Genomic DNA, 22,086 nt, shown 5'->3' on the forward strand with positions numbered 1-22,086 from the left:
CGCCACAAGGACGTTTCTCTTTCCCTCGAACAAGCGCCCCACATGTTCAGACCCCTGTCCGTTTTTCTCGGTACGCGCTACGCGCGGGCCAAGCGTCGCAACCACTTCGTTTCGTTCATTTCCCTGACTTCGATGATCGGGCTGGCACTTGGTGTGCTGGTGATGATCCTGGTGCTGTCGGTGATGAACGGCTTCGACCATGAAATGCGCACCCGGGTGCTGGGCATGGTGCCCCACGCGACCATCGAGAGCGCCACGCCGATCACCGACTGGCAACGCCTGGCCGACCGCGCGCTGAAGAATCCCCAGGTGCTGGCAGTGGCGCCGTTCAGCCAGATGCAGGGCCTCTTGACCAATGACGGCAAGGTGCAGAAGGTACTGATCAACGCCGTGGACCCGGTCGAGGAGCCCAAGGTGTCGATCATCGGCGACTTCTTCCGCGAGGGCCGTCTCGAGGATCTGCAGCCTGGCAGCTTCGGTATCGTCATCGGCGACAAGGCCGCCGACAAGCTCGGTGTCGGCCTGGGCGACAAGATCACTTTCGTGGCGCCGGAAGTCACCGTCACCCCGGGTGGCGTGTTTCCGCGCCTGAAGCGTTTTACCGTGGTCGGCATCTTTCATGTCGGCGCCGGTGAAATCGACGGTTTCATGGCCATGACCCATGTTCAGGATCTGGCCCGCCTGCAGCGTCACAAGCCTGACCAAGTGCAGGGCATCCGCCTCAAGTTCGCCGATCTGTTCCAGGCGCCGCGCACCGCCTGGCAGCTGGCCCAGAGCTTCGGCCAGGAGGATTACCTGGCCCGGGACTGGACCCGCACCCACGGCAATCTCTACCAGGCCATCCGCATGGAAAAGGCCATGATCGGCCTGCTGCTGCTGCTGATCGTCGCCGTCGCCGCGTTCAACATCATTTCCACCCTGGTGATGGTGGTCACCGACAAGAAGGGCGATATCGCCATCCTGCGCACCCTGGGCGCCACGCCGATGCAGATCATGGCCACCTTCATGGTGCAGGGCACGGTGATCGGCGTGATCGGCACCCTCATCGGTGCGGTGCTGGGCATTCTCGCCGCGCTGAACATCAGCGCCATCATCGCCGGCGTCGAGCGCCTGCTGGGCTTCAAGTTTCTCAATGCCGACGTGTATTTCATCGACTACCTGCCGTCGCAGCTGATGCTCGCCGACGTGGTGCAGGTGTGCGGCGCGGCATTGATCCTGAGTTTCCTCGCTACTCTTTATCCGGCCTGGCGCGCGGCGCGCACCCAGCCCGCGGAGGCATTACGTTATGAGTGATCCGGTCGTGCAGGCGCAGGCGAATGCCGTGCTCAGCTGCCGCAACCTGAGCAAGCGCTACGAAGAAGGCCCGCAATCGGTGGTGGTGCTCGACGATCTGCAATTGGAGTTGTTTCCCGGCGAACGCGTGGCCATCGTCGGCAGTTCCGGTTCGGGCAAGAGCACGTTGTTGAACATGCTCGGCGGGCTGGATACGCCGAGCAGTGGCAGCGTCTGGCTGGCCGGCGAGGAACTGTCGGCGCTCAACGAGAAGCAGCGCGGCCTGCTGCGCAACCGCGCGCTGGGTTTCGTCTACCAGTTTCACCACCTGCTGGCCGAGTTCACCGCCCTGGAAAACGCCTGCATGCCGCTGCTGATCGGCAAGACGCCGATCGGTGAGGCACGCCAGCGCGCCAGCGAGCTGCTCGAGCGCGTCGGCCTCGGCCATCGCCTGAGTCATAAACCGGCCGAATTATCCGGTGGCGAGCGGCAGCGTGTGGCGATTGCCCGGGCACTGGTCAACCGTCCCGGCCTGGTGCTGCTCGACGAGCCCACTGGCAACCTCGACAACCACACCGCCCAGGGCATCCAGGAATTGATGCGTGAGCTCAGCAGCCAGTCGCAGACGGCGTTTCTGATCGTCACCCATGACCTGCAGCTGGCGCGGCAGATGGACCGGGTGCTGAGCCTGGAAGACGGCAAGCTGGTGCGCGCCTGATGTTTCGCCCGCTGAGTGTCTTCATCGGCCTGCGTTACACCCGCGCCAAGCGGCGTAATCACTTCATCTCGTTCATTTCCCTGACCTCGATGATCGGCCTGTCCCTGGGGGTGCTGGCGATGATCGTGGTGCTGTCGGTGATGAACGGCTTCCACCGGGAAATGAGCTCGCGCATCCTCGGCATGGTGCCCCACGCGACCATCGCCGGGGCGCCGGCCCTGGCCGACTGGCAGGCGCCGGCCAAGGTGGCGCTGGAGAATCCGCAGGTCGAGGCCGCGGTGCCGTTCGCCGAGCTGGAAGGCATGCTGTCGTACCGCGGCGTGATGCAGCCGATCCAGCTGCATGGCATCGACCCGGCGCTGGAACCGAAGGTGTCGATCATCGGTGACCACATGGTGCAGGGCCGCCTGAGCGACCTGCGCGAAGGCGAGTACGGGGTGATCATCGGCGAGATCACCGCACGGCGCTTCCAGCTGCAGATCGGTGATCGCCTGGCCCTGATCGTGCCGGAAGTCAGCTCGGTGCCCGGCGGCATCACGCCGCGCATGCAGCGCCTCAACGTGGTCGGCATCTTCAAGGTCGGCGCCGACCTGGATAGCTCCCTGGCACTGATCAACGTCACCGATGCCGCGCAGATCCAGCGCCTGGAGCCGGGGTCGGTGCAGAGCATTCGCCTCAAGCTCAAGGACCTGTACCAGTCGCCCCAGGTGGCGGCGGCGATTGCCACGCAGCTGGGCGAGGGCTACCACGCCAGCGACTGGACGCAGACCCAGGGCAGCCTGTTCAGCGCCATGAAGATGGAGAAGACCATGATCGGTCTGCTGCTGCTGCTGATCGTCGCGGTGGCCGCTTTCAACATCATCGCCACGCTGATCATGGTGGTCGCCGACAAGGGCGCCGATATCGCCATCCTGCGCACCCTGGGCGCCACGCCGCGGCAGATCATGGGCATCTTCATGGTCCAGGGCACGGTGATCGGGGTGATCGGCACCCTGATCGGTGGGGTGCTCGGGGTGCTGGCGGCCCTCAACGTCAGCGAGCTGGTAGGCTGGCTGGAGCGCGTCAGCGGCCAGCACGTGTTCAGCTCCGACGTGTACTTCATCAGCACCCTGCCGTCGGAACTGCAGGTCGCCGACGTGGTGCTGATCTGCAGCGCCGCGCTGACCCTGAGCTTCCTTGCCACCCTGTATCCGTCCTGGCGCGCGTCGCGTACCCAGCCGGCCGAGGCATTGCGTTACGAATGACGGCCGCCGCGTCGTCGTCCGCCTGCTAGGCTCAGAAGGCCGCCATGAACATGGCGGCCTTCTCGTTTCTGCCCTTTTGATTTCCACAGCGGGACGCCCATGGACGGGACGCAAACCGGCGACTTGCGCAGCGCATTGTTGGCACTGGCCGCCGGCCTTCTGTTGCTGCGCTTCATACCCCAGCTGCCACCGGTCTCCCTGCTGCTGGCGTGCGCGCTGCTCGGGCTGATCCTCCTGCCGTTTCGCGGTTACCGGATCGGCCTGTTGCTGCTCGGATTCAGCTGGGCCTGCCTGTCGGCCCAAGGGGCGCTGGATGATCGCCTGGATCCCGAACTGGACGGCCGCACGCTGTGGCTGGAGGGCAGGGTGGTGGACCTGCCGGATGTCCGTGACGGCGTGGTGCGCTTTCATCTGGCCGAGCCACAGTCGCGCCGTGCCGAGCTGCCGCAGCTGCTGCGTCTGTCCTGGTACGACGGGCCAGCGATTCGCGCTGGTGAGGTCTGGCGCCTGGCGGTGAACCTCAAGCGGCCCCACGGCCTGGTCAACCCGCAATCCTTCGATTACGAAGCCTGGCTGCTGGCCCAGCGCATAGGCGGCGTGGGCACCATCAAGTCCGGCCAGCGCCTGAGCGAAGCGGGCGGCGGCGCGGCGTGGCGCGATGGCGTGCGTCAGCACATGCTCGCCAAGGATCCCCACGGCCGCGCCGGTGGGCTGGCCGCCCTGGTGCTGGGCGACAGCTCGGGCCTGTCGGTAGCCGACTGGCGAGTGCTGCAGGACACCGGCACGGTGCACCTGCTGGTGATTTCCGGGCAGCACGTGACCTTGGTGGCGGGGATATCCTACGGCCTGGTGTTCTGGCTGGCCCGGCTGGGCTGGTGGCCACGCGCACTGCCCTGGCTGCCGGTAGCCTGCCTGCTGGGCTTCGCCTCGGCGCTGGGCTACAGCCTGTTGGCCGGCTTCGAGGTGCCGGTGCAGCGGGCCTGCGCGATGATCGGCCTGGTGCTGCTGTGGCGCTGGCGCTTTCGCCATCTGGGCATCACCTTGCCCTTGCTGATGGCACTGGTCGCGGTGCTGCTCCTGGAACCCCTGGCGGTGTTGCAGCCGGGCTTCTGGCTGTCGTTCGGTGCGGTAGGGCTGTTGATTCTGATCTTCGCTGCGCGCCTGGGCGTCTGGGCCTGGTGGCGAACCCTGGGCCGTGCGCAGTGGGCGATGACCCTGGGCCTGCTGCCGATGCTGCTGGCCCTGGGCCTGCCGATCAGCGCCAGCAGCCCCCTGGCTAACCTGATCGCCGTGCCCTGGGTCGGTTTCGCCGTGGTGCCGCTGGCGCTGCTCGGCACCTTGCTGCTGCCGGTGCCCTGGCTCGGCGAAGGGCTGCTGTGGCTGGCCGGCTTCTCCCTGGAGTGGCTGTTCCGCCTGCTCGGCTTGATGGCCGCCTGGCTGCCGGCCTGGTTGCCCAGCAAGCTGCCGTTGTGGGGCTGGCTACTGGTGGCGCTGGGCACGCTGTTCATCTTGTTGCCGGGCGGTGTGCCGTTGCGCAGCTTGGGCCTGATCCTGCTGCTGCCTTTATTGTTCACGCCGGTAGAGCGGCCGGCTGAGCAACGCGCAGAAGTGTGGATGCTGGATGTCGGCCAGGGCCTGTCGATGTTGGTGCTGACCCGCCAGCATGCGCTGCTGTATGACGCCGGCCCGAGCTTTGGCGATTTCGACCTGGGCGAGCGGGTGGTGCTGCCCTCGTTGCGGGCGCTGGATGTGCGCGCCTTGGACATGCTGCTGATCAGCCATTCGGACAACGATCATTCCGGTGGTGCCGAGGCGGTCGCGCGGGGCATGCCGGTGAAGCGCGTGGTCAGTGGCGAGGCGCCCGCGCTACCCGTTGGGCTCGATGCAGAGGCGTGCGCGGAAGAAAACTGGTCGTGGGATGGGGTAAAGTTCGGCACCTGGCGCTGGGCTGAGGCGACGAACAGCAACTCGTCTTCCTGCGTGTTGATGATCGAGGCGGCTGGCGAGCGCATCCTGCTGACCGGGGATATCGACGCACGGGCCGAGCGCGCGCTGATCGACAGCGGTCATGATCTGCAGGCCCGCTGGCTGGTGGCGCCGCACCATGGCAGCCGCAGTTCGTCGTCCTGGGCCTTGCTCAAGGCGGTGCAGCCCCAGGCGGTGCTGTATTCGCGGGGCAAGCACAATGCCTATGGCCATCCCCATCCGAGCATCGTCTCTCGTTACGCGGCCTTCGATGCCCGTGCCTATGACAGCGTCGAGACCGGCGCGCTGCGTATCGACCTCGGTAGCTTCGGCGAGCCGCAGGCGCTGCGCGAAATACCGCGTTTCTGGCGGGAAAAATGAGAACCGCAGCCGTCAGTTAAGCCGCTTCCCTGTGCTAGAGTTGCGCCACTTTTGCGAAGGGGATCTGCCACCGTGTGGGAACTGGTTAAAGCTGGCGGCTGGGTGATGCTGCCGATCATTCTGTGTTCAATCGCCGCTCTGGGCATCATTGCCGAGCGCCTATGGACCCTGCGCGTCAGCCGCGTCACGCCGCCGCAGCTGCTGGGGCAGGTATGGCGCTGGATCAAGGACAAGCAACTCAACAACCAGAAGCTCAAGGAGCTGCGCGCCGACTCGCCGCTGGGCGAAATCCTCGCCGCTGGCCTGGCCAACTCCAAGCACGGTCGCGAAATCATGAAGGAGTGTATCGAGGAGGCCGCCGCCCGCGTGGTTCACGAGATGGAGCGCTACCTCAATGCCCTGGGCACCATCGCCGGCATCACGCCGTTGCTTGGCCTGCTGGGTACGGTGATCGCCATGATCGATATCTTCGGCTCCTTCGTGGGCGGCAGCACCGCCAACCCGGCGCTGCTCGCTGGCGGCATCTCCAAGGCGCTGATCACCACCGCATCGGGCCTGGCCGTGGCCATTCCGGCGCTGTTCTTCCACCGTTTCCTGCAGCGCCGCGTCGACGAGCTAGTGATCGGCATGGAGCAGGAGGCGATCAAGCTGGTGGAAATGGTCCAGGGCGAGCGTGACGTCGACCTGGCCGACGAGCCCAAGCCTGCCAAGGGGAGCAAGAAGGCGTGAAGTTCAGACGTAGACAGCGCGAGCAGGTCGAGATCAATCTCGCCTCGCTGATCGACGTGGTGTTCATCCTGCTGCTGTTTTTCGTGGTGACCACCACCTTCACCCGGGAAACCCGCATGCAGGTCGACCTGCCCGAGGCGGCCAGTGGCACGCCGCCGGAGCAGAGCGAACTCAAGCAGCTGGAAGTGGTGATCTCTGCCGATGGCAGTTTCTCGCTCAATGGCCAGGCCCTGATCAAGAACGACCTGGACAACCTGATGGCGGCGCTGCAGAAGGAGTCCGGTGGCGACAACAGCCTGCCGCTGACCATCAGCGCCGACGCCAAGACCAGCCACCAGTCGGTGATCACCGCCATGGACGCCGCCGGCAAGCTGGGCTTCGCGCACCTGCGCATCACCACGGTCGAGACCCAGGCAGCGCCCTGATGGCGAGCTTCGCCGACCGTCTGGTCAAGGCCTGGTACGAGGGGCATCCGGCGTTGGCGCTGCTGCGCCCGCTGGAGGCCCTGTACCGCGGTGTGGTAGAGGGCAAGCGCGCGCGCTTCCTGGCGGGCGAGGGCGAGATCTACCGTGCCCCCGTGCCGTTGATCGTGGTGGGTAACATCACCGTGGGCGGCACCGGCAAGACTCCCTTGATTCTCTGGCTGGTCGAGCAGTGCCAGGCCCGTGGCCTGCGCGTCGGGGTCATCAGTCGCGGTTATGGCGCCAAGCCGCCGAGCCTGCCCTGGCGGGTCCGTGCCGGACACAGCGCCGAGCAGTCAGGCGACGAGCCGCTGCTGATCGTGCAGCGCAGCGGCGTGCCGCTGATGATCGACCCGGATCGCAGCCGTGCCGCTCGCGCCTTGCTGGCCGAAGAACCGCTGGATCTGCTGCTCAGCGATGACGGCCTGCAGCATTACCGCCTGGCCCGTGATGTGGAGCTGGTGCTGATCGATGCCGCCCGCGGCCTCGGCAATGCCCGCTGTCTGCCTGCCGGGCCGCTGCGCGAGCCGGCCGAGCGGCTGCAGAGCGTGGATGCCTGCCTCTATAACGGCGCGGCGCAGGACCCGTCCGGTGGTTACGGCTTCACCCTGGTGCCCAGCGCCCTGATCAACCTGCGCAGCGGCGAGCGCCGTCCGCTCGATCATTTCCCCCCGGGCCAGGCCATGCATGCCGTGGCCGGCATCGGCAACCCGCAGCGTTTCTTCAAAACCCTCGAGGCGCTACACTGGCGGCCTGTCGCGCATGCCTTCGCCGACCATGCTGCGTACAGCGCCGAGCTGCTGAATTTCTCGCCGGCGCTGCCGCTGCTGATGACCGAGAAGGACGCGGTGAAGTGCCGGGCCTTTGCGACCGACGACTGGTGGTACCTGGCCGTCGATGCCCAGCCGTCTGCTGCCTTCCGCGCCTGGTTCGACGCCCGGCTGGAACGTCTGCTCTCCGAACGGCACTAAGCCTGCGCGCCTACTTCCTCTTTGTTCTCAAGGATTTCCCATGGACCCGAAACTGCTCGATATCCTGGCCTGCCCGATCACCAAGGGCCCGCTCAAGCTCAGCCAGGACAAGACCGAACTGATCAGCAAGGGCGCCGGTGTGGCCTATCCGATCCGCGATGGCATTCCGGTGATGCTGGAAAGCGAAGCCCGCACCCTCAACGATGACGAGCGCCTGGACAAGTAACATGAGTAACGCCTTTACCGTGGTGATTCCGGCGCGCTATGCGTCCACCCGCCTGCCCGGCAAGCCGCTGCAGGACATTGCCGGCAAGCCGATGGTCCAGCACGTGTGGGAGCAGGCCTGCAAGAGCAGTGCGACCCAGGTGGTGGTGGCCACCGACGATGCCCGTATCGTCGAGGCCTGCCAGGGTTTCGGCGCCAGGGTGCTGCTGACCCGGGCCGATCACAACTCCGGCACCGATCGCCTGGCCGAAGTGGCCACGGCGCTGGGCCTGGCAGCCGATGCCATCGTGGTCAACGTGCAGGGTGACGAGCCGCTGGTACCGCCGTCGATCATCGACCAGGTGGCAGCCAACCTGGGCGGCAATCCCCAGGCGGGCATCGCCACCCTGGCCGAGCCCATCGAGGATGTCGCCACGCTGTTCAACCCCAACGTGGTCAAGGTCGCCAGCGACCTCAACGGCCTGGCGCTGACCTTCAGCCGGGCACCGCTGCCCTGGGCGCGGGATGCCTTCGCCGCCGACCGCGACGCCTTGCCGGCGGACGTGCCTTACCGCCGGCATATCGGTATCTATGCCTACCGCGCCGGTTTTCTGCAGGACTTCGTCGCCTGGGGCCCGTGCTGGCTGGAAAACACCGAATGCCTGGAGCAGCTGCGCGCGCTCTGGCATGGCGTGCGTATCCATGTCGCCGATGCGCTGGAAGCGCCGCCCGCGGGCGTCGATACCAGGGAAGATCTGGAACGCGTGCGCCGGTTGCTGGGCGCCTGATGCGCGTGCTGTTCGTCTGCCTGGGCAACATCTGCCGTTCGCCCACCGCCGAGGCGGTGTTGCGCCAGCGTCTGCAGCGGGCCGGCCTGGCCGAGCGCATCGAAGTCGATTCCGCCGGCACTGGCGACTGGCACGTCGGCAAGGTGCCGGATTCGCGTACCCAGCAGGCAGCCAGCCGTCGTGGCTACGACCTGTCCAGCCTGCGCGGCCGCCAGGTCTCGGTCGACGACTTCGCCCGTTGCGACCTGATCCTGGCCATGGACGGCGCCAACCTGCGCGACCTGCAGCGCCTGCGCCCGGCCCAGGCACGGGGCGAGCTGGATCTGTACCTGCGCCGTTTCGGCCTGGCCGAGGACGAGGTGCCGGATCCCTATTACGGTGGCAGCGAAGGTTTCGAGCACGTGCTGGATCTGCTCGAGCAGGCCAGCGATGCCCTGCTGGTCGAACTCAAGGGGCGGCTATGAGCCTGGTGGTGCAGTCGGGCGTATCGCTCAAGGCCTACAACAGCTTTGGCGTGAACGTGGCCGCGCGCTACTGGGCCGAGGCCGGCGACGAGCATCAGGTGCGCCAGGCGCTCGACGCGGCGCGCGAGCGTCAGGTGCCGCTGCTGGTGCTTGGCGGTGGCAGCAACCTGCTGTTGACCGCCGATGTCGAGGCGCTGGTATTGCGCATGGTCGGCCGCGGCATCCGCGTGCTCGCCGACGATGGTCAGCGCGTGCAGATCGAAGCCGAAGCTGGCGAGCCCTGGCACGACTTCGTGCTGTGGACGCTGGGCCAGGACCTGGTCGGGCTGGAAAACCTCAGCCTGATCCCCGGTACCGTCGGCGCCTCGCCGGTGCAGAACATCGGCGCCTACGGTGTCGAGCTCAAGGACTGTTTCCTCGGTCTGACGGCCCTGGATCGACAGAGCGGCGAGGTTCACGAGTTCGACCTGCAGGCGTGCGCCTTCGCCTATCGCGACAGCTTGTTCAAGCGTGAAAGCGGGCGCTGGATCATCCTGCGCGTGCGCTTCGCTCTGAGCCGCCACGCGCCGCTGCATCTCGATTACGGCCCGGTGCGCCAGCGCCTGGCGGAGCAGGGCATCGAGGCGCCAACTGCCCTGGATGTCAGCCGCGCCATCTGCGCCATCCGCCGCGAGAAACTGCCGGACCCTGCCGTGCTCGGCAACGCCGGCAGCTTCTTCAAGAATCCCCTGGTGCCAGCCGAACTGGCGCAGCGTCTGCAGGCCGAGCATGTCGACCTGGTGGCCTATCCCCAGGCCGACGGCCAGGCGAAGCTGGCAGCTGGCTGGCTGATCGAAAAGGCCGGCTGGAAGGGCTACCGCGACGGCGATGCCGGCGTGCACCGGCTGCAGGCGCTGGTGCTGGTCAACCATGGCAACGCCAGCGGGCAGCAACTGCTCGGCCTGGCACGGCGCATCCAGGCGGATATCGCCGAGCGCTTTGGCGTCAGCCTGGAGATCGAGCCGAACGTGCTCTGATTGCGCGGCCTCGCCGCCTTGGCGGGGCTCGCGGTCCTCCTGCCACATTTCCATTGCCCCCAGGGCCGGGACGGCCCTTTTTCCCCGAATCGCAGGCAATAAAAAAGGTTCATCACGGATTGCCGGGAAAGACGCTCTTGATCTTCATGAAAAAGAATTCGCTATCCCGGTAACCGTACGCCATCCGCTTGATCACCTTTATTCGATTGTTTATTCCTTCCAACTGACCGGTGTGCATCGGCCAGCGAACCCGGCTGATGATGCCCCGCCAGTAAGTCTTTAGTCGTTTGGCGAACTGGATCAGAGCCGGTAGTTCGCTTTCCTGGGCATGGCGCAGCCATTGCTTCCAGGCCGATCGCCAGGCCCAGGCAGTACTCGGCGTCCAGAGTGTTTTGAGTTCAGCCTTCATCAAATAGACCGTCATCAACGCTTGGTTGGCGGCCAGCAGGTCCTCCAGACGGACCTGTTGTTCCGGCGCTTTCAAGTTCTGCGGATTGCGCAGCAATAGCCATCGCGCCTGCTTGATGACCTTGCGGGCAGGCTTGTCGTGGCGCAACCGGTTAGCCTCGTCGACGCGGACCCGATCAATCACCTCTCGGCCATATTTGGCCACCACATGGAAGAGGTCGTAGACCACTCTCGCGTTGAGACAGTGCTGACGAACCTCCAGGTCAAAAGCGGTGTTCATGTCCATCGCCACCGCTTCGATTCGAGCACAACCCTCTGGCCCCAGTTCTTCGAAGAAAGGCCTGACTGCCGCTCGGCTGCGGCCTTCACCGATCCACAGCACTCGCCGGGTATCCGCATCCAGCACCACACTGGCGTAACGATGACCTTTGAAAAGGGCGAACTCGTCCATCACTAGGCGTCGCGGTTGCGCCTTTGGCAAAACGCTCAACGCCGCTTGCAAGGCTCGACGCTCCAGCAACCGAACGGTGTCCCAATGCAGCCCGAACATCTGAGCCACGTGTAGCGTGGGAAGGCGCTCGCAGGCTTGAATGACTGCCTCGGCTAAGCGGCGCGTCATGCGGGCATAGCGGTCCAGCCAACTGACAGCCTCCATGCGCTTGCCGCAGTCACGACAGCCCACCCGCCTGAGCAACACGCTGAGGCGCACCGCACGGCCGAGAATCGGCAGATCGCGAATGGTTCGTTCGCAATACTCATGAGTGGTTGAACAGGGCTTTTGGCAGCCGCCACAGGAAGGGAATCGGGTGGCGTGGGGAATCAGTTCGATCTGAAGCGCGTCGCCATCAGGCTTGATCGTGACGACAGAAAAGCCCTCCCAAAAAGGAAGGAAAGTATTAATATCGCGCATAAGAACGCCGGTTTGGTAGATGTGTTTGCTCGCACGAACATCATCAATCAAATCGGCGTTCTTGTTTCTGTGTTTCCCGGGATTCCGTGAAGAACCATAAAAAAGGGATGCCGAGGCATCCCTTTTCTGTTTACGCGTCAGCTATCAGGCTTGCGGCTTGGGCGCATCCTGATCGCGCTGGGCGCTTTCGTCGACCGGCGTGACGATAACGTCGACCTGTTCGGCTTGCTCGACCGGCTCGCTGGCTGGCTGGGCATCGACCAGGGCTTCGCTTTCGACGACCGGAGCCGTTTCAACGACCGGGTCGACTTCAGCGACCGGAGCGGCTTCGACCACGGCAGGTGCCGCGGCGGCAGCCTTGGCTGCTTCCTCGGCTTCGCGAGCCAGGCGCTCCTCTTCACGCTTGCGGCGGCGCACTTCACGAGGGTCGTTCGGTGCACGGCCATTGCTGCTGGCCACGGCTGCTGGCGCAGGCTGCTCGGCAGGCGCTTGCTCGACGACCGGTGCGGCTTCCACGACCGGTGCGGCTGGAGCTTCGGCTTCGGCTACTGGCTCGGTGACGACGGTGGTTTCGGCCAGCGGCGCTTCGACGAGCGGTTTCTCGACAGCGGTTGCTTCGACGACGGCGGGCTCGCTCACCGGTTCGGCGACGACAGCTGGCTGCTGCTCGGCAACGGCTTCGAAAACCGGCGCCTGCTCGCGCGGCTGCTCGACTTCCGGCAGTGCTTCGACCACCAGGTCGGCGCGCTCGGCGACTACTGCTGCCGGAGCGGCTTCCTCGGCCGGAGCCGGTTGCTCGGCTTCGACTGCAGCAGGTGCCTGAGCGGCCTCGACAGGGGCGGCCGCCTGGCTTTCGCCGGTGGCGTCCTGCTCGGCCGGTTGCTCGGTTTCCGCGATCACGGCAGCCACGGTGGCGGCTGCGGCGATGCTGGCGCCGGCGACCGGCTGCTCGGCATTCTCTTCGCTGCCTTCGATCGGATTGCCATCGGCATCGCGCTGACGTTCGCGACGGTTGCTGCGGCGACGCTGACCACGGGAGCGGCGACGTGGGCGGTCACCACCTTCGTTACCGTCCTGATCGTCGTCCTGCTGCTCTTCGCTGTTCAGCACTTCTTCTTCAGCGCTGTCGGCCTTGGCCTGTTCGGCGCGCGGTTGACGCTCCTCACGGGGCTGGCGTGGCTGACGCGGTTCGCGTTGCGGGCGCTCGGCGCGGGCTTCTTCGCCGGCAACGGCGGTGTTTTCGTTCTGCGGCTCGGCGTCCAGCGGGGCACGCAGTTCCCGTGGCTGGCGCTCTTCGCGCGGACGACGCTCGCGACGGTTTTCCTGGCCCTCACGGGGTTCGCGGGGCGGACGGGACTGGCGCACTTCCTGAGGCTCGCGTACTTCCACGTTCTCACGGGCCTGGCGGTCTTCACGCGGGGCGCGCGGTTGACGCTCTTCACGAGGTGCGCGTTCTTCACGGGGTGCGCGCTCCTCACGGGCGGCACGATCCTCGCGCGGTGCGCGTTCCTCGCGTGGCTTGCGATCGTCGTCGCGGCGGTTGCCACGGTTACGGTTCTGCTGGCGACCGTTGCGACGCTCGTCACCGCGCGGCTGACGCTCGCCCGGCTTCTTCTCGACCACGGTCGGCTTCTGCTCTTCGGCGCCGGCGAACAGACCCACCAGGGACTTCACCAGGCCTTTGAACAGGCCGCCGGCAGGGGCGGCAGCGGCAACCGGAGCGGCTGGCGCGGCTTCGCTGACCGGTGCCGGCGCGGTGCGCGGCGGAGCGGCCTTGATGGCGGCTTCCTGGCGAACCAGGGTGCGGGTGGCGGCTGCCGGTTTCTCTTCCTCGACTTCGACCGTGGCCATTTCGTAGCTGGTCTGGGCGCTCTGGGCTTCCGGGCTGTCGTCACGGATACGCTGCACTTCGAAGTGCGGGGTTTCCAGGTGATCGTTCGGCAGGATGACGATGCGCGCGCGGGTGCGCAGTTCGATCTTGGTGATCGAGTTGCGTTTCTCGTTGAGCAGGAAGGCAGCGACCGGGATCGGCACCTGGGCGCGTACTTCGGCGGTACGGTCCTTCAGGGCTTCTTCTTCGATCAGACGCAGGATGGCCAGGGACAGCGACTCGACGTCACGGATGATGCCTTGGCCGTTGCAGCGCGGGCAGACGATGCCGCTGCTTTCGCCCAGGGACGGGCGCAGGCGCTGACGGGACATTTCCAAGAGGCCGAAGCGCGAGATACGACCGATCTGGACGCGGGCACGGTCGGCTTCCAGGGCTTCGCGGACCTTCTCTTCGACGGCGCGCTGGTTCTTGGCCGGCGTCATGTCGATGAAGTCGATGACGATCAGGCCGCCGATGTCACGCAGGCGCAGCTGGCGGGCGATCTCTTCGGCCGCTTCCAGGTTGGTCTGCAGGGCGGTCTCTTCGATGTCGCTGCCTTTGGTGGCGCGCGCCGAGTTGATGTCGATGGACACCAGGGCTTCGGTCGGGTCGATGTAGATGGAGCCACCGGACGGCAGCTTCACTTCACGCTGGAAAGCGGTTTCGATCTGGCTTTCGATCTGGAAGCGGTTGAACAGCGGCACGCTGTCTTCGTACAGCTTGATCTTGCTGGCGTACTGCGGCATCACCTGGCGGATGAAGGTCAGGGCTTCTTCCTGGGCTTCGACGCTGTCGACCAGCACTTCGCCGATGTCCTGGCGCAGGTAGTCGCGGATGGCGCGGATGATGACGTTGCTTTCCTGGTAGATCAGGAACGGGGCAGGGCGGTCCTGGGAAGCTTCCTTGATGGCGCTCCACAGTTGCAGCAGGTAGTCGAGGTCCCACTGCATTTCTTCGCTGCTGCGGCCCAGGCCGGCGGTGCGCACGATCAGGCCCATGTCGCCCGGGATGTCGAGGCCGTTCAGCGCCTCGCGCAGTTCGTTGCGCTCTTCACCTTCGATGCGGCGGCTGATGCCACCGGCACGCGGGTTGTTGGGCATCAGCACCAGGTAGCGACCGGCGAGGCTGATGAAGGTGGTCAGGGCTGCGCCCTTGTTGCCACGCTCTTCTTTCTCGACCTGAACGATGACTTCCTGGCCTTCCTTGAGCACGTCCTTGATGTTGACGCGGCCTTCGGGGGCCTTGCTGAAGTATTCGCGGGAGATTTCTTTGAGGGGAGGAAGCCGTGACGCTCGGAGCCGAAGTCGACGAATGCCGCTTCGAGGCTGGGTTCTACGCGGGTAATGCGACCTTTGTAGATATTGGATTTCTTCTGTACGCGGGCGCCGGACTCGATGTCCAGATCGTACAGGCGCTGGCCATCTACCAGCGCAACACGCAACTCTTCGGGTTGAGTTGCGTTAATCAGCATTCTTTTCATGTGGTACCAGTGGTTTCCGGTGCTGCCGGAAGCCGCGTTAGGCACACACGACGCTCAGGGTCGGTGTCAGGTGCGTCAGAAACGGGCGTAAATCGTTTCATTGTCTAGCGGCAGCAGCCAGTTTTGCTGGGCCGCGACGGACGTCTCCTGCTTGCTGTATGTGACAGAAAGCCCTCAGAACTCGCTTGTGATCGGCTAAGCATCGGCCTTGCTGCGTTGAAACCGGTCTGGAAGGCCCGTTTACCACGCGGGTAAAGGTCGTTTCCTCGGCCGCCCCGTACTGGGGGCTGTTACTAACGTAGCGTCTTGCGTGGCGCTAGCTCGCGAGACCCTAAACAGGTTCTCAGTCAGGAGGAGGAATCAAGGGTCGGTAGCGGACGATATGAAGCGTCTTTAGATAAAGCTCTTTGCTACGCAGGCCGACCGTTGTGCATCTCCACCCTACACGTATCGCTGAAAATCGGGTGCCGCTCACGAAAATCCGCAGCGGGTTGGCATTACCGCGACCGTCCAATTGGACGGGTCACGCATCTGTGTCTCAGGCCTTGTTTCCGAGTTTCTCGAGCAGCCATGCCGGCCTTTCGCTCTGTGAGATGCCCGTCGGACGGCCTTATGTCCTGAAGTGGGTTGCTCGATTCGCGATGGCGGTTTGGCAACATCCGCGAATCAGGCCGCTTTTGACGGCATTCGCGACTATAGCAGCAATGATTAAGTGCTTCAAATGCATAAAAATTGTATGATCGCGGCCATGACGACACCTACTCCCCCAACCTCCGGCGTTCAGCTGCTCGAGGTCGCGCCTGAGCTCGCGGGTCAGCGCATCGACAACTTCCTTCGCAACCAGCTCAAGGGCGTTCCCAAGACCTTGATCTACCGCATCCTGCGCAAGGGTGAGGTACGGGTCAACAAGGGGCGCATCAAACCCGAGTACAAGCTGCAGGCCGGCGATGTCGTGCGCGTGCCGCCGCTGCGTCTGGCCGAGCGCGACGAGCCCGAGCCGCTGGCTCAGGGGCTGTTGCAGCGCCTGGAAGCCGCCATCGTCTATGAAGACAAGGCGCTGATCGTGCTCAACAAGCCGGCCGGCATCGCCGTGCATGGTGGCAGCGGCCTCAATTACGGAGTCATCGAGGCGTTTCGCCAGCTGCGTCCGGATGTCAAGGATCTGGAACTGGTGCATCGCCTGGACCGTGACACCTCGGGCCTGCTGATGATCGCCAAGAAGCGCAGCATGCTGCGCCACCTGCACGAACAGCTGCGCGGCGACGGTGTCGACAAGCGCTACATGGCACTGGTGCGCGGCCATTGGGCGACCGCCAAGAAGCAGATCAACGCGCCGCTGCTCAAGAGCAACCTGCGTTCCGGCGAGCGCATGGTCGAGGTCAACCCCGAAGGCAAGGAGGCGCTGACCCTATTCCGCGTGCTGCGCCGCTTCGGCGAGTTCGCCACCCTGATCGAAGCCAAGCCGGTGACCGGCCGTACCCACCAGATTCGCGTGCACGCCCAGTACGGCGGGCACTGCATCGCCGGTGACAGCAAGTACGGCGATGACGACTTCACCCGCGAGATTCGCGAGCTGGGCGGCAAGCGCCTGTTCCTGCATGCCTACGAGCTGAACATCCCGCTGCCCGAGGGCGGCGTGCTGAAGCTCGAGGCGCCGGTCGACGAGATGTGGGCACGCACCGTGGAGCGCCTGAGTGCGTGACTACGAGCTGCTGATCTTCGACTGGGACGGCACCCTGGTCGATTCCATCGCCCGCATCGTCACCGCCATGCACCAGGCCGCCGATCTGTGCGGCGTGCCGCGGCGCAGCGACGAGGCGGTCAAGGGCATCATCGGGCTGGCGCTGCCCGAGGCGATCACCACCCTTTATCCGGAACTCGGCGAAGCGGCGCACGTCGAACGCTTCCATGCCCGCTACAGCGACTGCTATGTGGCCCTGGACCAGACGCCTTCGGCGTTCTTCGACGGTGTCGAGCAGAGCCTGGCGAGGTTCCGCCAGCAGGGCTATCAGCTGGCGGTCGCCACCGGCAAGAGCCGCCGAGGCCTGCAGCGGATTCTCGATACCCTGGGCTGGCAGGATTACTTCGACATCACCCGCTGCGCCGATGAAACGGCCAGCAAGCCGGACCCGCGGATGCTCCACGAGATTCTGCAACACTGCGGGGTGAGCGCCGAGCAGGCGCTGATGGTCGGCGACTCGTCGTTCGACCTGCTGATGGCGCAGCGTGCGGGTATGGATTCGGTGGCGGTGGGCTATGGTGCCCAGACGCTGGAGGCGCTGAGCCTTTATCAGCCGAAGTTGTCGATCGACCATTTCATGCAATTGAGTACCTGGCTGAGCAGCAGGGTAGCCGAGACCCGAACCGAGGAGATTGAGCATGTGGGGTGAGAGAAAGACGTCGTCGGTCTCCGAGAGTGACCCGAAGAGCTGGAAGCTCCTCGAGAAGACCTTGCTGGCCAGTGTCCACGAGCAGCGCCGCTCGCGTCGCTGGGGCATCTTCTTCAAGCTGCTGACCTTCATCTACCTGTTCGGCGCCCTGGCGCTGTTCTCGCCGCTGATCAGCACGCAGGGCGGCAGCAGCACGGCCCACACCGCGGTGATCGAGGTGCGCGGCATGATCGCCGACAAGGAAGCGGCCAGCGCCGACAACATCGTCGGCAGCCTGCGCGCTGCTTTCAAGGATCCGAACACCAAGGGCGTGGTCCTGCGCATCAACAGCCCGGGCGGCAGCCCGGTGCAGTCGGGCTACGTGTACGACGAAATTCGCCGCCTGCGTGGCGAGCACCCGGACATCAAGGTCTATGCGGTGATTTCCGATCTCGGTGCATCGGGTGCCTATTACATCGCCAGCGCCGCCGACCAGATCTACGCCGACAAGGCCAGCCTGGTGGGTTCCATCGGCGTCACGGCGGCAAGTTTCGGCTTCGTCGACACCATGGAGAAGCTTGGCGTCGAGCGTCGCGTGTACACCTCGGGTGAGCACAAGGCATTCCTCGACCCGTTCCAGCCGCAGAAGGACGAGGAAACCCGTTTCTGGAAAACGGTGCTGGACACCACCCACAAGCAGTTCATCGACAGCGTGAAGAAGGGCCGTGGTGATCGCCTCAAGGATGCCGAGCATCCCGAGCTGTTCTCCGGTTTGATCTGGTCCGGCGAGCAGGCCCTGAGCCTCGGCTTGATCGACGGGCTGGGCAGCACCAGCTACGTGGCCCGCGAGGTGATCGGCCAGGAAGAGATGGTCGACTTCACCGTGCAGGAAAGCCCGCTGGATCGCTTCACCAAGAAGCTGGGTGCCAGCGTGGCGGAGCACATCGCGCTGTGGATGGGTTTCCAGGGGCCTACTCTGCGTTAATTAATGTCTGCTGCGCGTTGGCACTGCTGCGTTGAAATCAGGCTGGATCGTCAGCCCGGTCGGCTAGCCGCTTGCAGCTAATGCGCTTTAGCGCGGCCCAGAGGGCGAGCGAAGCGAGTCATGCTCATGTACAACAGTACACTCGCTTCCTCGCCTGATTTCGCCTTGCACTGCTCTAGCAGGCTGTTGAAAAACTACCTGCGTTGCCATTGCTGCGTTAAAAACAGGCTCAAAATGCTTATTTACAGCTCGTAACTCCGCTTTTTCGCCTGTTTTTGCCTTGCACTGGCTGCCTCGCCTACGTTTTTCAACGGCCCGCTAGCTCGCTAGACATTGAGTAAAACTCGAATAAAGAGCCCGGCACTTGGCCGGGTTTTTTATTGGCTGATCACCTTTGCATCAACGCTCGTCCAGGGCGAAGGCCGTCAGGCTGTAGGTGGGAATGCCCATGTCCTGCAGCCGGCGGGAGCCACCGAGCTCGGGCAGGTCGATGATCGCCGCCGCCTCGTGAATGCCGGCGCCCATGCGCTTGACCAGCTGCACGGCGGCCAGCAGGGTGCCGCCGGTGGCGATCAGGTCATCGACGATCAGCACCTTGTCGCCTTCGCACAGGCTGTCGGCGTGGGCCTCCAGAAAGGCTTCGCCGTATTCGGTCTGGTAGCCCTGGCTGAGTACGTCAGCCGGCAGCTTGCCTTGCTTGCGAAACAGCACCAGCGGCTTGTTCAGCTCGTAGGAAAGAATCGAGCCGATCAGAAAACCCCGTGCATCCATCGCGCCGACGTGGCTGAAGTCCGCTTCGACGTAGCGCTGGATCAGGCTGTCGATGACCATGCGCAGGGCGCGCGGGGACTGGAACAGCGGCGTGATGTCGCGAAACACCACGCCCGGTTTGGGGAAGTCGTTGACCGGGCGGATAAGGGTCTTGATGGTGAATTCATCAAAGATCATGGCAGGGTGAATCCTTAACGGGAGTATCAGCCGTTAAGGTTACCACCTGCCAGGGCGCACAGCTCGATCGGGTCGAGAATATGCACTTCCTTGCCTTCGGCTTCGATCAGGTTGCTCTGCTGGAAGCGGGTGAACACCCGCGACACGGTTTCCACGGCCAGGCCCAGGTGGTTGCCGATCTCGTTGCGCGACATGGCCAGGCGGAACTGGTTGGCCGAGAAGCCACGGGCGCTGAAGCGCGCGGACAGGTTGACCAGGAAGGTGGCGATGCGCTCGTCGGCGGTCTTCTTGGAGAGCAGCAGCATCATCTGCTGGTCGTCGCGAATCTCGCGGCTCATCACGCGCATCAGCTGGCGGCGCAGTTGCGGCAGGCTGACCGACAGCTCGTCGAGACGCTCGAAGGGAATCTCGCAGACCGAGGTGGTTTCCAGGGCCTGGGCCGACACCGGGTACAGCTCGGTGTCCATGCCGGAGAGGCCGACCAGTTCGCTGGGCAGGTGGAAGCCGGTGATCTGCTCCTCGCCGGCGTCGCTCAGGCTGAAGGTCTTCAGTGCGCCGGAACGCACGGCGAACACCGAGTTGAAGGTGTCGCCCTGGCGGAACAGGAACTCGCCCTTTTTCAGAGGGCGGCCGCGTTTGACGATATCGTCGAGCGCGTCCATGTCCTTGAGATCCAGCGACAGGGGCAGGCAGAGGCTGGCGAGGCTGCAATCCTTGCAGTGTGCCTGATGAGTTGTGCGCAGCTTGATGCTTTCGGACATCGCCCTTATCCCTAGGTAATCACTCAGAAGTTGTAAGGGTAACGCACCAGAGGGGTGCGCGGCCACCTGCCGCAGGGTGCTCAAGTGTCGCACGCGCCTGCCGATAGACCTGTATCGATCAGTCCAGAAGCAGGGAGCGGTGTGATGCAAGTGGCGACCAATGTGTCGAGAGAGCGCAGCTATGTGACCGCCAGCGCAGCGCCCGTGGCTGAAGCGGCGCCTAACGAGGCGGCAGAGCAAGCCGCTGCGGCGCCAGGCGAGGAAGCCGGCTCCGCACCAGGCGTGAAGGTGAGCCTGTCGGACGTTGGCCTGGCCCGTTCCCGGGAAGCGGAAAACAAGAACGCCGATATCGACGAGAGCAATTTGCCCGACGAGGTAAAACGATTGCTCAAGATGATCCGCGAGCTCAAGGCCCAACTGGCCGAGAAGATGGCCGATCTGCAGGCCCTGATGGCCCAGGGCGATAGGGAGGATGAGGCGCAGCAGGCCAGGGTGCGTGCCTTGCAGACCGAAGTCGGTTCGATCAGTGGCGCCTTGAGCACCGCCAACGCCCAGTTGGTGAAAGTGATGCGTGATCAGAAACTCAACAGTGAACAGAGCGCCACCGTCGCCTCGTTGATGGCCAAGTGAGGACGGGTGCGCGGCGTCTCGGTCCTGCCGGGGGCACTGCTCAGATCACCCGCGAAAAGCGCTGCAGGCTGGTCTCGCCCAGGTAGCGGTCGAACGCCATGCACAGCGAGCGCACCAGCAACCGGCCGGCGGGCAGCACCTCGATGCCGCCGTCACGCAGATCGATCAGGCCGTCGCGATGCATCTGCTCGAGCGCCGGCCAGGTGCCTGCGAAGTAGTTGCGCAGGTTGATGGCGAAGCGCTGCTCGATGTCGGCGAACTCCAACTGAAAGTGACAGATCAGCTGCTGGATCACCGCACGGCGGATTCGGTCGTCGTGGTTGCAGCCCAGGCCGCGCTGGGTCGCCAACTGCCGGTTGTTGAGGCTGCCCTGGTAGGCAGCCAGGTCCGTGGTGTTCTGGCAGTACAGGTCGCCGATCTGGCTGATCGACGACACCCCCAGGCCGATCAGGTCACAGTGGCCATGGGTGGTATAGCCCTGGAAGTTGCGTTGCAGGCTGCCGTCCTCCTGGGCGCTGGCCAGCTCGTCGTCGGGCAGGGCGAAATGGTCCATGCCGATATAGCGATAACCGGCGCTGGCCAACTGCTCGATGCTGCCCTGCAGTATGGCCAGCTTGGCTGCCGCGCTGGGCAGCTGCCCGCTGTCGATGCGCCGCTGCGGCATGAAACGCTCCGGCAGGTGGGCATAGTTGAACAGCGACAGGCGATCGGGCTGCAGGGCGATGACCTGTTGTAAGGTGCGGGCGAAGTTTTCCGGCGTCTGCAGCGGCAGGCCGTAGATCAGGTCGATGTTCACCGAGCGAAACTGCAGGGTGCGCGCGGCCTCGATGATGGCGCGGGTTTCTTCGAGGCTCTGCAGGCGGTTGATGGCGCGCTGCACCTTGGGGTCGAGATCCTGAACGCCGAGGCTGACCCGGTTGAAGCCCAGCTCGCGCAGCAGGCCCATGGTCGACCAGTCCGCCTCACGGGGGTCGATTTCGATGCTGTAGTCGCCGGAATCGTCGTCGAGCAGGCTGAAGTGCTCGCGCAACTTGCTCATCAACTGGCGCAGTTCGTCATGGCTGAGAAAGGTCGGGGTGCCGCCGCCCAGGTGCAGCTGTTCGATGCGCTGGCGCTTGTCGACATGATGGCCGATCAGCGCCATTTCCTGCTCCAGCGCCTGCAGGTACGGCTGGGTGCGACCGCGATCCTTGGTGATCACCTTGTTGCAGGCGCAGTAGTAGCAGATGTTGGCGCAGAACGGCAGGTGCAGGTACAGCGACAGCGGGCGCAGCGCGCGGCGGCTGTCACGCAGGGCGTGCAGCAGGTCGAAGGAGCCGACGCCGTCGTGGAACTGCACGGCGGTCGGGTAGGAAGTGTAGCGCGGGCCGGCTTGATCGTAGCGGCGGATCAGGTCGCAGTCCCACTGGATGACATCGAGCATGGCGAATTCCGCTTCAGCATTGAATGCTCAGCAGTCTAGGGGGCGCATGGACGGGGCTTTTTGATCTGAGTCATGGGGTCGCAGTGGTG

General features: G+C 64.7%; 19 protein-coding genes and 1 pseudogene. 15 read left to right on the forward strand and 5 right to left on the reverse strand.

Annotated elements, in window-relative coordinates; translation table 11 throughout:
• Positions 1-42 precede the first annotated feature (42 nt).
• From SA190iCDA_RS10540 to murB, 11 genes are all read left to right on the forward strand, one after another.
• Positions 43-1,293 carry a lipoprotein-releasing ABC transporter permease subunit gene (locus SA190iCDA_RS10540; protein WP_070886883.1) on the forward strand — a complete coding sequence of 417 codons (1,251 nt, stop codon included), beginning with the start codon at positions 43-45 and terminating at the stop codon, positions 1,291-1,293.
• The gene (gene lolD, locus SA190iCDA_RS10545) at positions 1,286-1,990 is read left to right on the forward strand and encodes a lipoprotein-releasing ABC transporter ATP-binding protein LolD (protein WP_070886884.1); all 705 of its coding nucleotides are present in this window, start codon (positions 1,286-1,288) and stop codon (positions 1,988-1,990) included. The genes SA190iCDA_RS10540 and lolD overlap by 8 nt, the downstream gene beginning before the upstream one ends.
• The gene (locus SA190iCDA_RS10550) at positions 1,990-3,234 is read left to right on the forward strand and encodes a lipoprotein-releasing ABC transporter permease subunit (protein WP_070886885.1); all 1,245 of its coding nucleotides are present in this window, start codon (positions 1,990-1,992) and stop codon (positions 3,232-3,234) included. Before lolD ends, SA190iCDA_RS10550 begins: the two co-directional genes overlap by 1 nt.
• Positions 3,235-3,333: 99 nt before the next feature.
• Entirely contained in the window at positions 3,334-5,580 is a 2,247-nt protein-coding gene (locus SA190iCDA_RS10555; protein WP_083329841.1) for a DNA internalization-related competence protein ComEC/Rec2, read from the forward strand.
• A gap of 72 nt (positions 5,581-5,652) precedes the next feature.
• The gene (locus SA190iCDA_RS10560; RefSeq protein ID WP_070886886.1) at positions 5,653-6,309 is read left to right on the forward strand and encodes a MotA/TolQ/ExbB proton channel family protein; all 657 of its coding nucleotides are present in this window, start codon (positions 5,653-5,655) and stop codon (positions 6,307-6,309) included.
• A complete protein-coding gene (locus SA190iCDA_RS10565; RefSeq protein WP_070886887.1) occupies positions 6,306-6,734 on the forward strand; it encodes an ExbD/TolR family protein in 429 nt (142 codons plus the stop codon). The genes SA190iCDA_RS10560 and SA190iCDA_RS10565 overlap by 4 nt, the downstream gene beginning before the upstream one ends.
• On the forward strand, positions 6,734-7,741 hold the full coding sequence (gene lpxK / locus SA190iCDA_RS10570; protein WP_070886888.1) for a tetraacyldisaccharide 4'-kinase: 1,008 nt from the start codon (positions 6,734-6,736) through the stop codon (positions 7,739-7,741). The genes SA190iCDA_RS10565 and lpxK overlap by 1 nt, the downstream gene beginning before the upstream one ends.
• Before the next feature lie 40 nt (positions 7,742-7,781).
• Entirely contained in the window at positions 7,782-7,967 is a 186-nt protein-coding gene (locus SA190iCDA_RS10575; RefSeq protein WP_013791977.1) for a Trm112 family protein, read from the forward strand.
• Position 7,968: 1 nt separating this feature from the next.
• Positions 7,969-8,733, forward strand: a complete 765-nt coding sequence (gene kdsB / locus SA190iCDA_RS10580) for a 3-deoxy-manno-octulosonate cytidylyltransferase (RefSeq protein ID WP_070886889.1) — start codon at positions 7,969-7,971, stop codon at positions 8,731-8,733.
• Positions 8,733-9,197, forward strand: a complete 465-nt coding sequence (locus SA190iCDA_RS10585) for a low molecular weight protein-tyrosine-phosphatase (protein WP_070886890.1) — start codon at positions 8,733-8,735, stop codon at positions 9,195-9,197. The genes kdsB and SA190iCDA_RS10585 overlap by 1 nt, the downstream gene beginning before the upstream one ends.
• Complete coding sequence (gene murB / locus SA190iCDA_RS10590; RefSeq protein WP_070886891.1) at positions 9,194-10,213, forward strand: UDP-N-acetylmuramate dehydrogenase; 1,020 nt, start codon at positions 9,194-9,196, stop codon at positions 10,211-10,213. Before SA190iCDA_RS10585 ends, murB begins: the two co-directional genes overlap by 4 nt.
• Before the next feature lie 112 nt (positions 10,214-10,325).
• Here murB and SA190iCDA_RS10595 read toward each other — a convergent pair whose 3' ends face one another.
• Both SA190iCDA_RS10595 and rne read right to left on the reverse strand, forming a co-directional pair.
• Positions 10,326-11,531 carry an ISL3 family transposase gene (locus SA190iCDA_RS10595; protein WP_329610183.1) on the reverse strand — a complete coding sequence of 402 codons (1,206 nt, stop codon included), beginning with the start codon at positions 11,529-11,531 and terminating at the stop codon, positions 10,326-10,328.
• Between the two features lie 144 nt (positions 11,532-11,675).
• Positions 11,676-14,881, reverse strand: a pseudogene (rne, locus tag SA190iCDA_RS10600) (ribonuclease E).
• 748 nt (positions 14,882-15,629) lie between these two features.
• Between rne and rluC the strand changes: the two are divergent.
• Genes rluC through sppA form a run of 3 tightly spaced genes read left to right on the forward strand, consistent with a single transcriptional unit; the run spans position 15,630 to position 18,235 of the window.
• Complete coding sequence (gene rluC, locus SA190iCDA_RS10605; RefSeq protein WP_070887115.1) at positions 15,630-16,583, forward strand: 23S rRNA pseudouridine(955/2504/2580) synthase RluC; 954 nt, start codon at positions 15,630-15,632, stop codon at positions 16,581-16,583.
• Positions 16,576-17,271, forward strand: coding sequence for an HAD-IA family hydrolase (locus tag SA190iCDA_RS10610; RefSeq protein ID WP_070887099.1), 696 nt, complete (start codon positions 16,576-16,578; stop codon positions 17,269-17,271). The genes rluC and SA190iCDA_RS10610 overlap by 8 nt, the downstream gene beginning before the upstream one ends.
• The gene (sppA, locus tag SA190iCDA_RS10615) at positions 17,261-18,235 is read left to right on the forward strand and encodes a signal peptide peptidase SppA (RefSeq protein ID WP_070887098.1); all 975 of its coding nucleotides are present in this window, start codon (positions 17,261-17,263) and stop codon (positions 18,233-18,235) included. Before SA190iCDA_RS10610 ends, sppA begins: the two co-directional genes overlap by 11 nt.
• A 399-nt stretch (positions 18,236-18,634) precedes the next feature.
• Here sppA and SA190iCDA_RS10620 read toward each other — a convergent pair whose 3' ends face one another.
• Together SA190iCDA_RS10620 and fnr are read right to left on the reverse strand one after the other, a co-directional pair.
• Positions 18,635-19,183 carry an adenine phosphoribosyltransferase gene (locus SA190iCDA_RS10620; RefSeq protein WP_070887097.1) on the reverse strand — a complete coding sequence of 183 codons (549 nt, stop codon included), beginning with the start codon at positions 19,181-19,183 and terminating at the stop codon, positions 18,635-18,637.
• A 26-nt stretch (positions 19,184-19,209) separates the two neighbouring features.
• The gene (gene fnr, locus SA190iCDA_RS10625; protein WP_070887096.1) at positions 19,210-19,944 is read right to left on the reverse strand and encodes a fumarate/nitrate reduction transcriptional regulator Fnr; all 735 of its coding nucleotides are present in this window, start codon (positions 19,942-19,944) and stop codon (positions 19,210-19,212) included.
• A 144-nt stretch (positions 19,945-20,088) separates the two neighbouring features.
• Between fnr and SA190iCDA_RS10630 the strand changes: the two genes are divergently transcribed.
• On the forward strand, positions 20,089-20,574 hold the full coding sequence (locus SA190iCDA_RS10630; RefSeq protein WP_070887095.1) for a hypothetical protein: 486 nt from the start codon (positions 20,089-20,091) through the stop codon (positions 20,572-20,574).
• A gap of 40 nt (positions 20,575-20,614) precedes the next feature.
• On the opposite strand, the gene hemN is transcribed toward SA190iCDA_RS10630, so the two are convergent.
• Positions 20,615-21,997 (reverse strand): oxygen-independent coproporphyrinogen III oxidase, encoded by a 1,383-nt coding sequence (hemN, locus tag SA190iCDA_RS10635; RefSeq protein ID WP_070887094.1) that lies wholly within the window; start codon positions 21,995-21,997, stop codon positions 20,615-20,617.
• Positions 21,998-22,086: the final 89 nt, after the last annotated feature.

This window comes from Pseudomonas argentinensis, from assembly GCF_001839655.2.
Taxonomy (GTDB): Bacteria; Pseudomonadota; Gammaproteobacteria; order Pseudomonadales; family Pseudomonadaceae; genus Aquipseudomonas; species Aquipseudomonas argentinensis_B.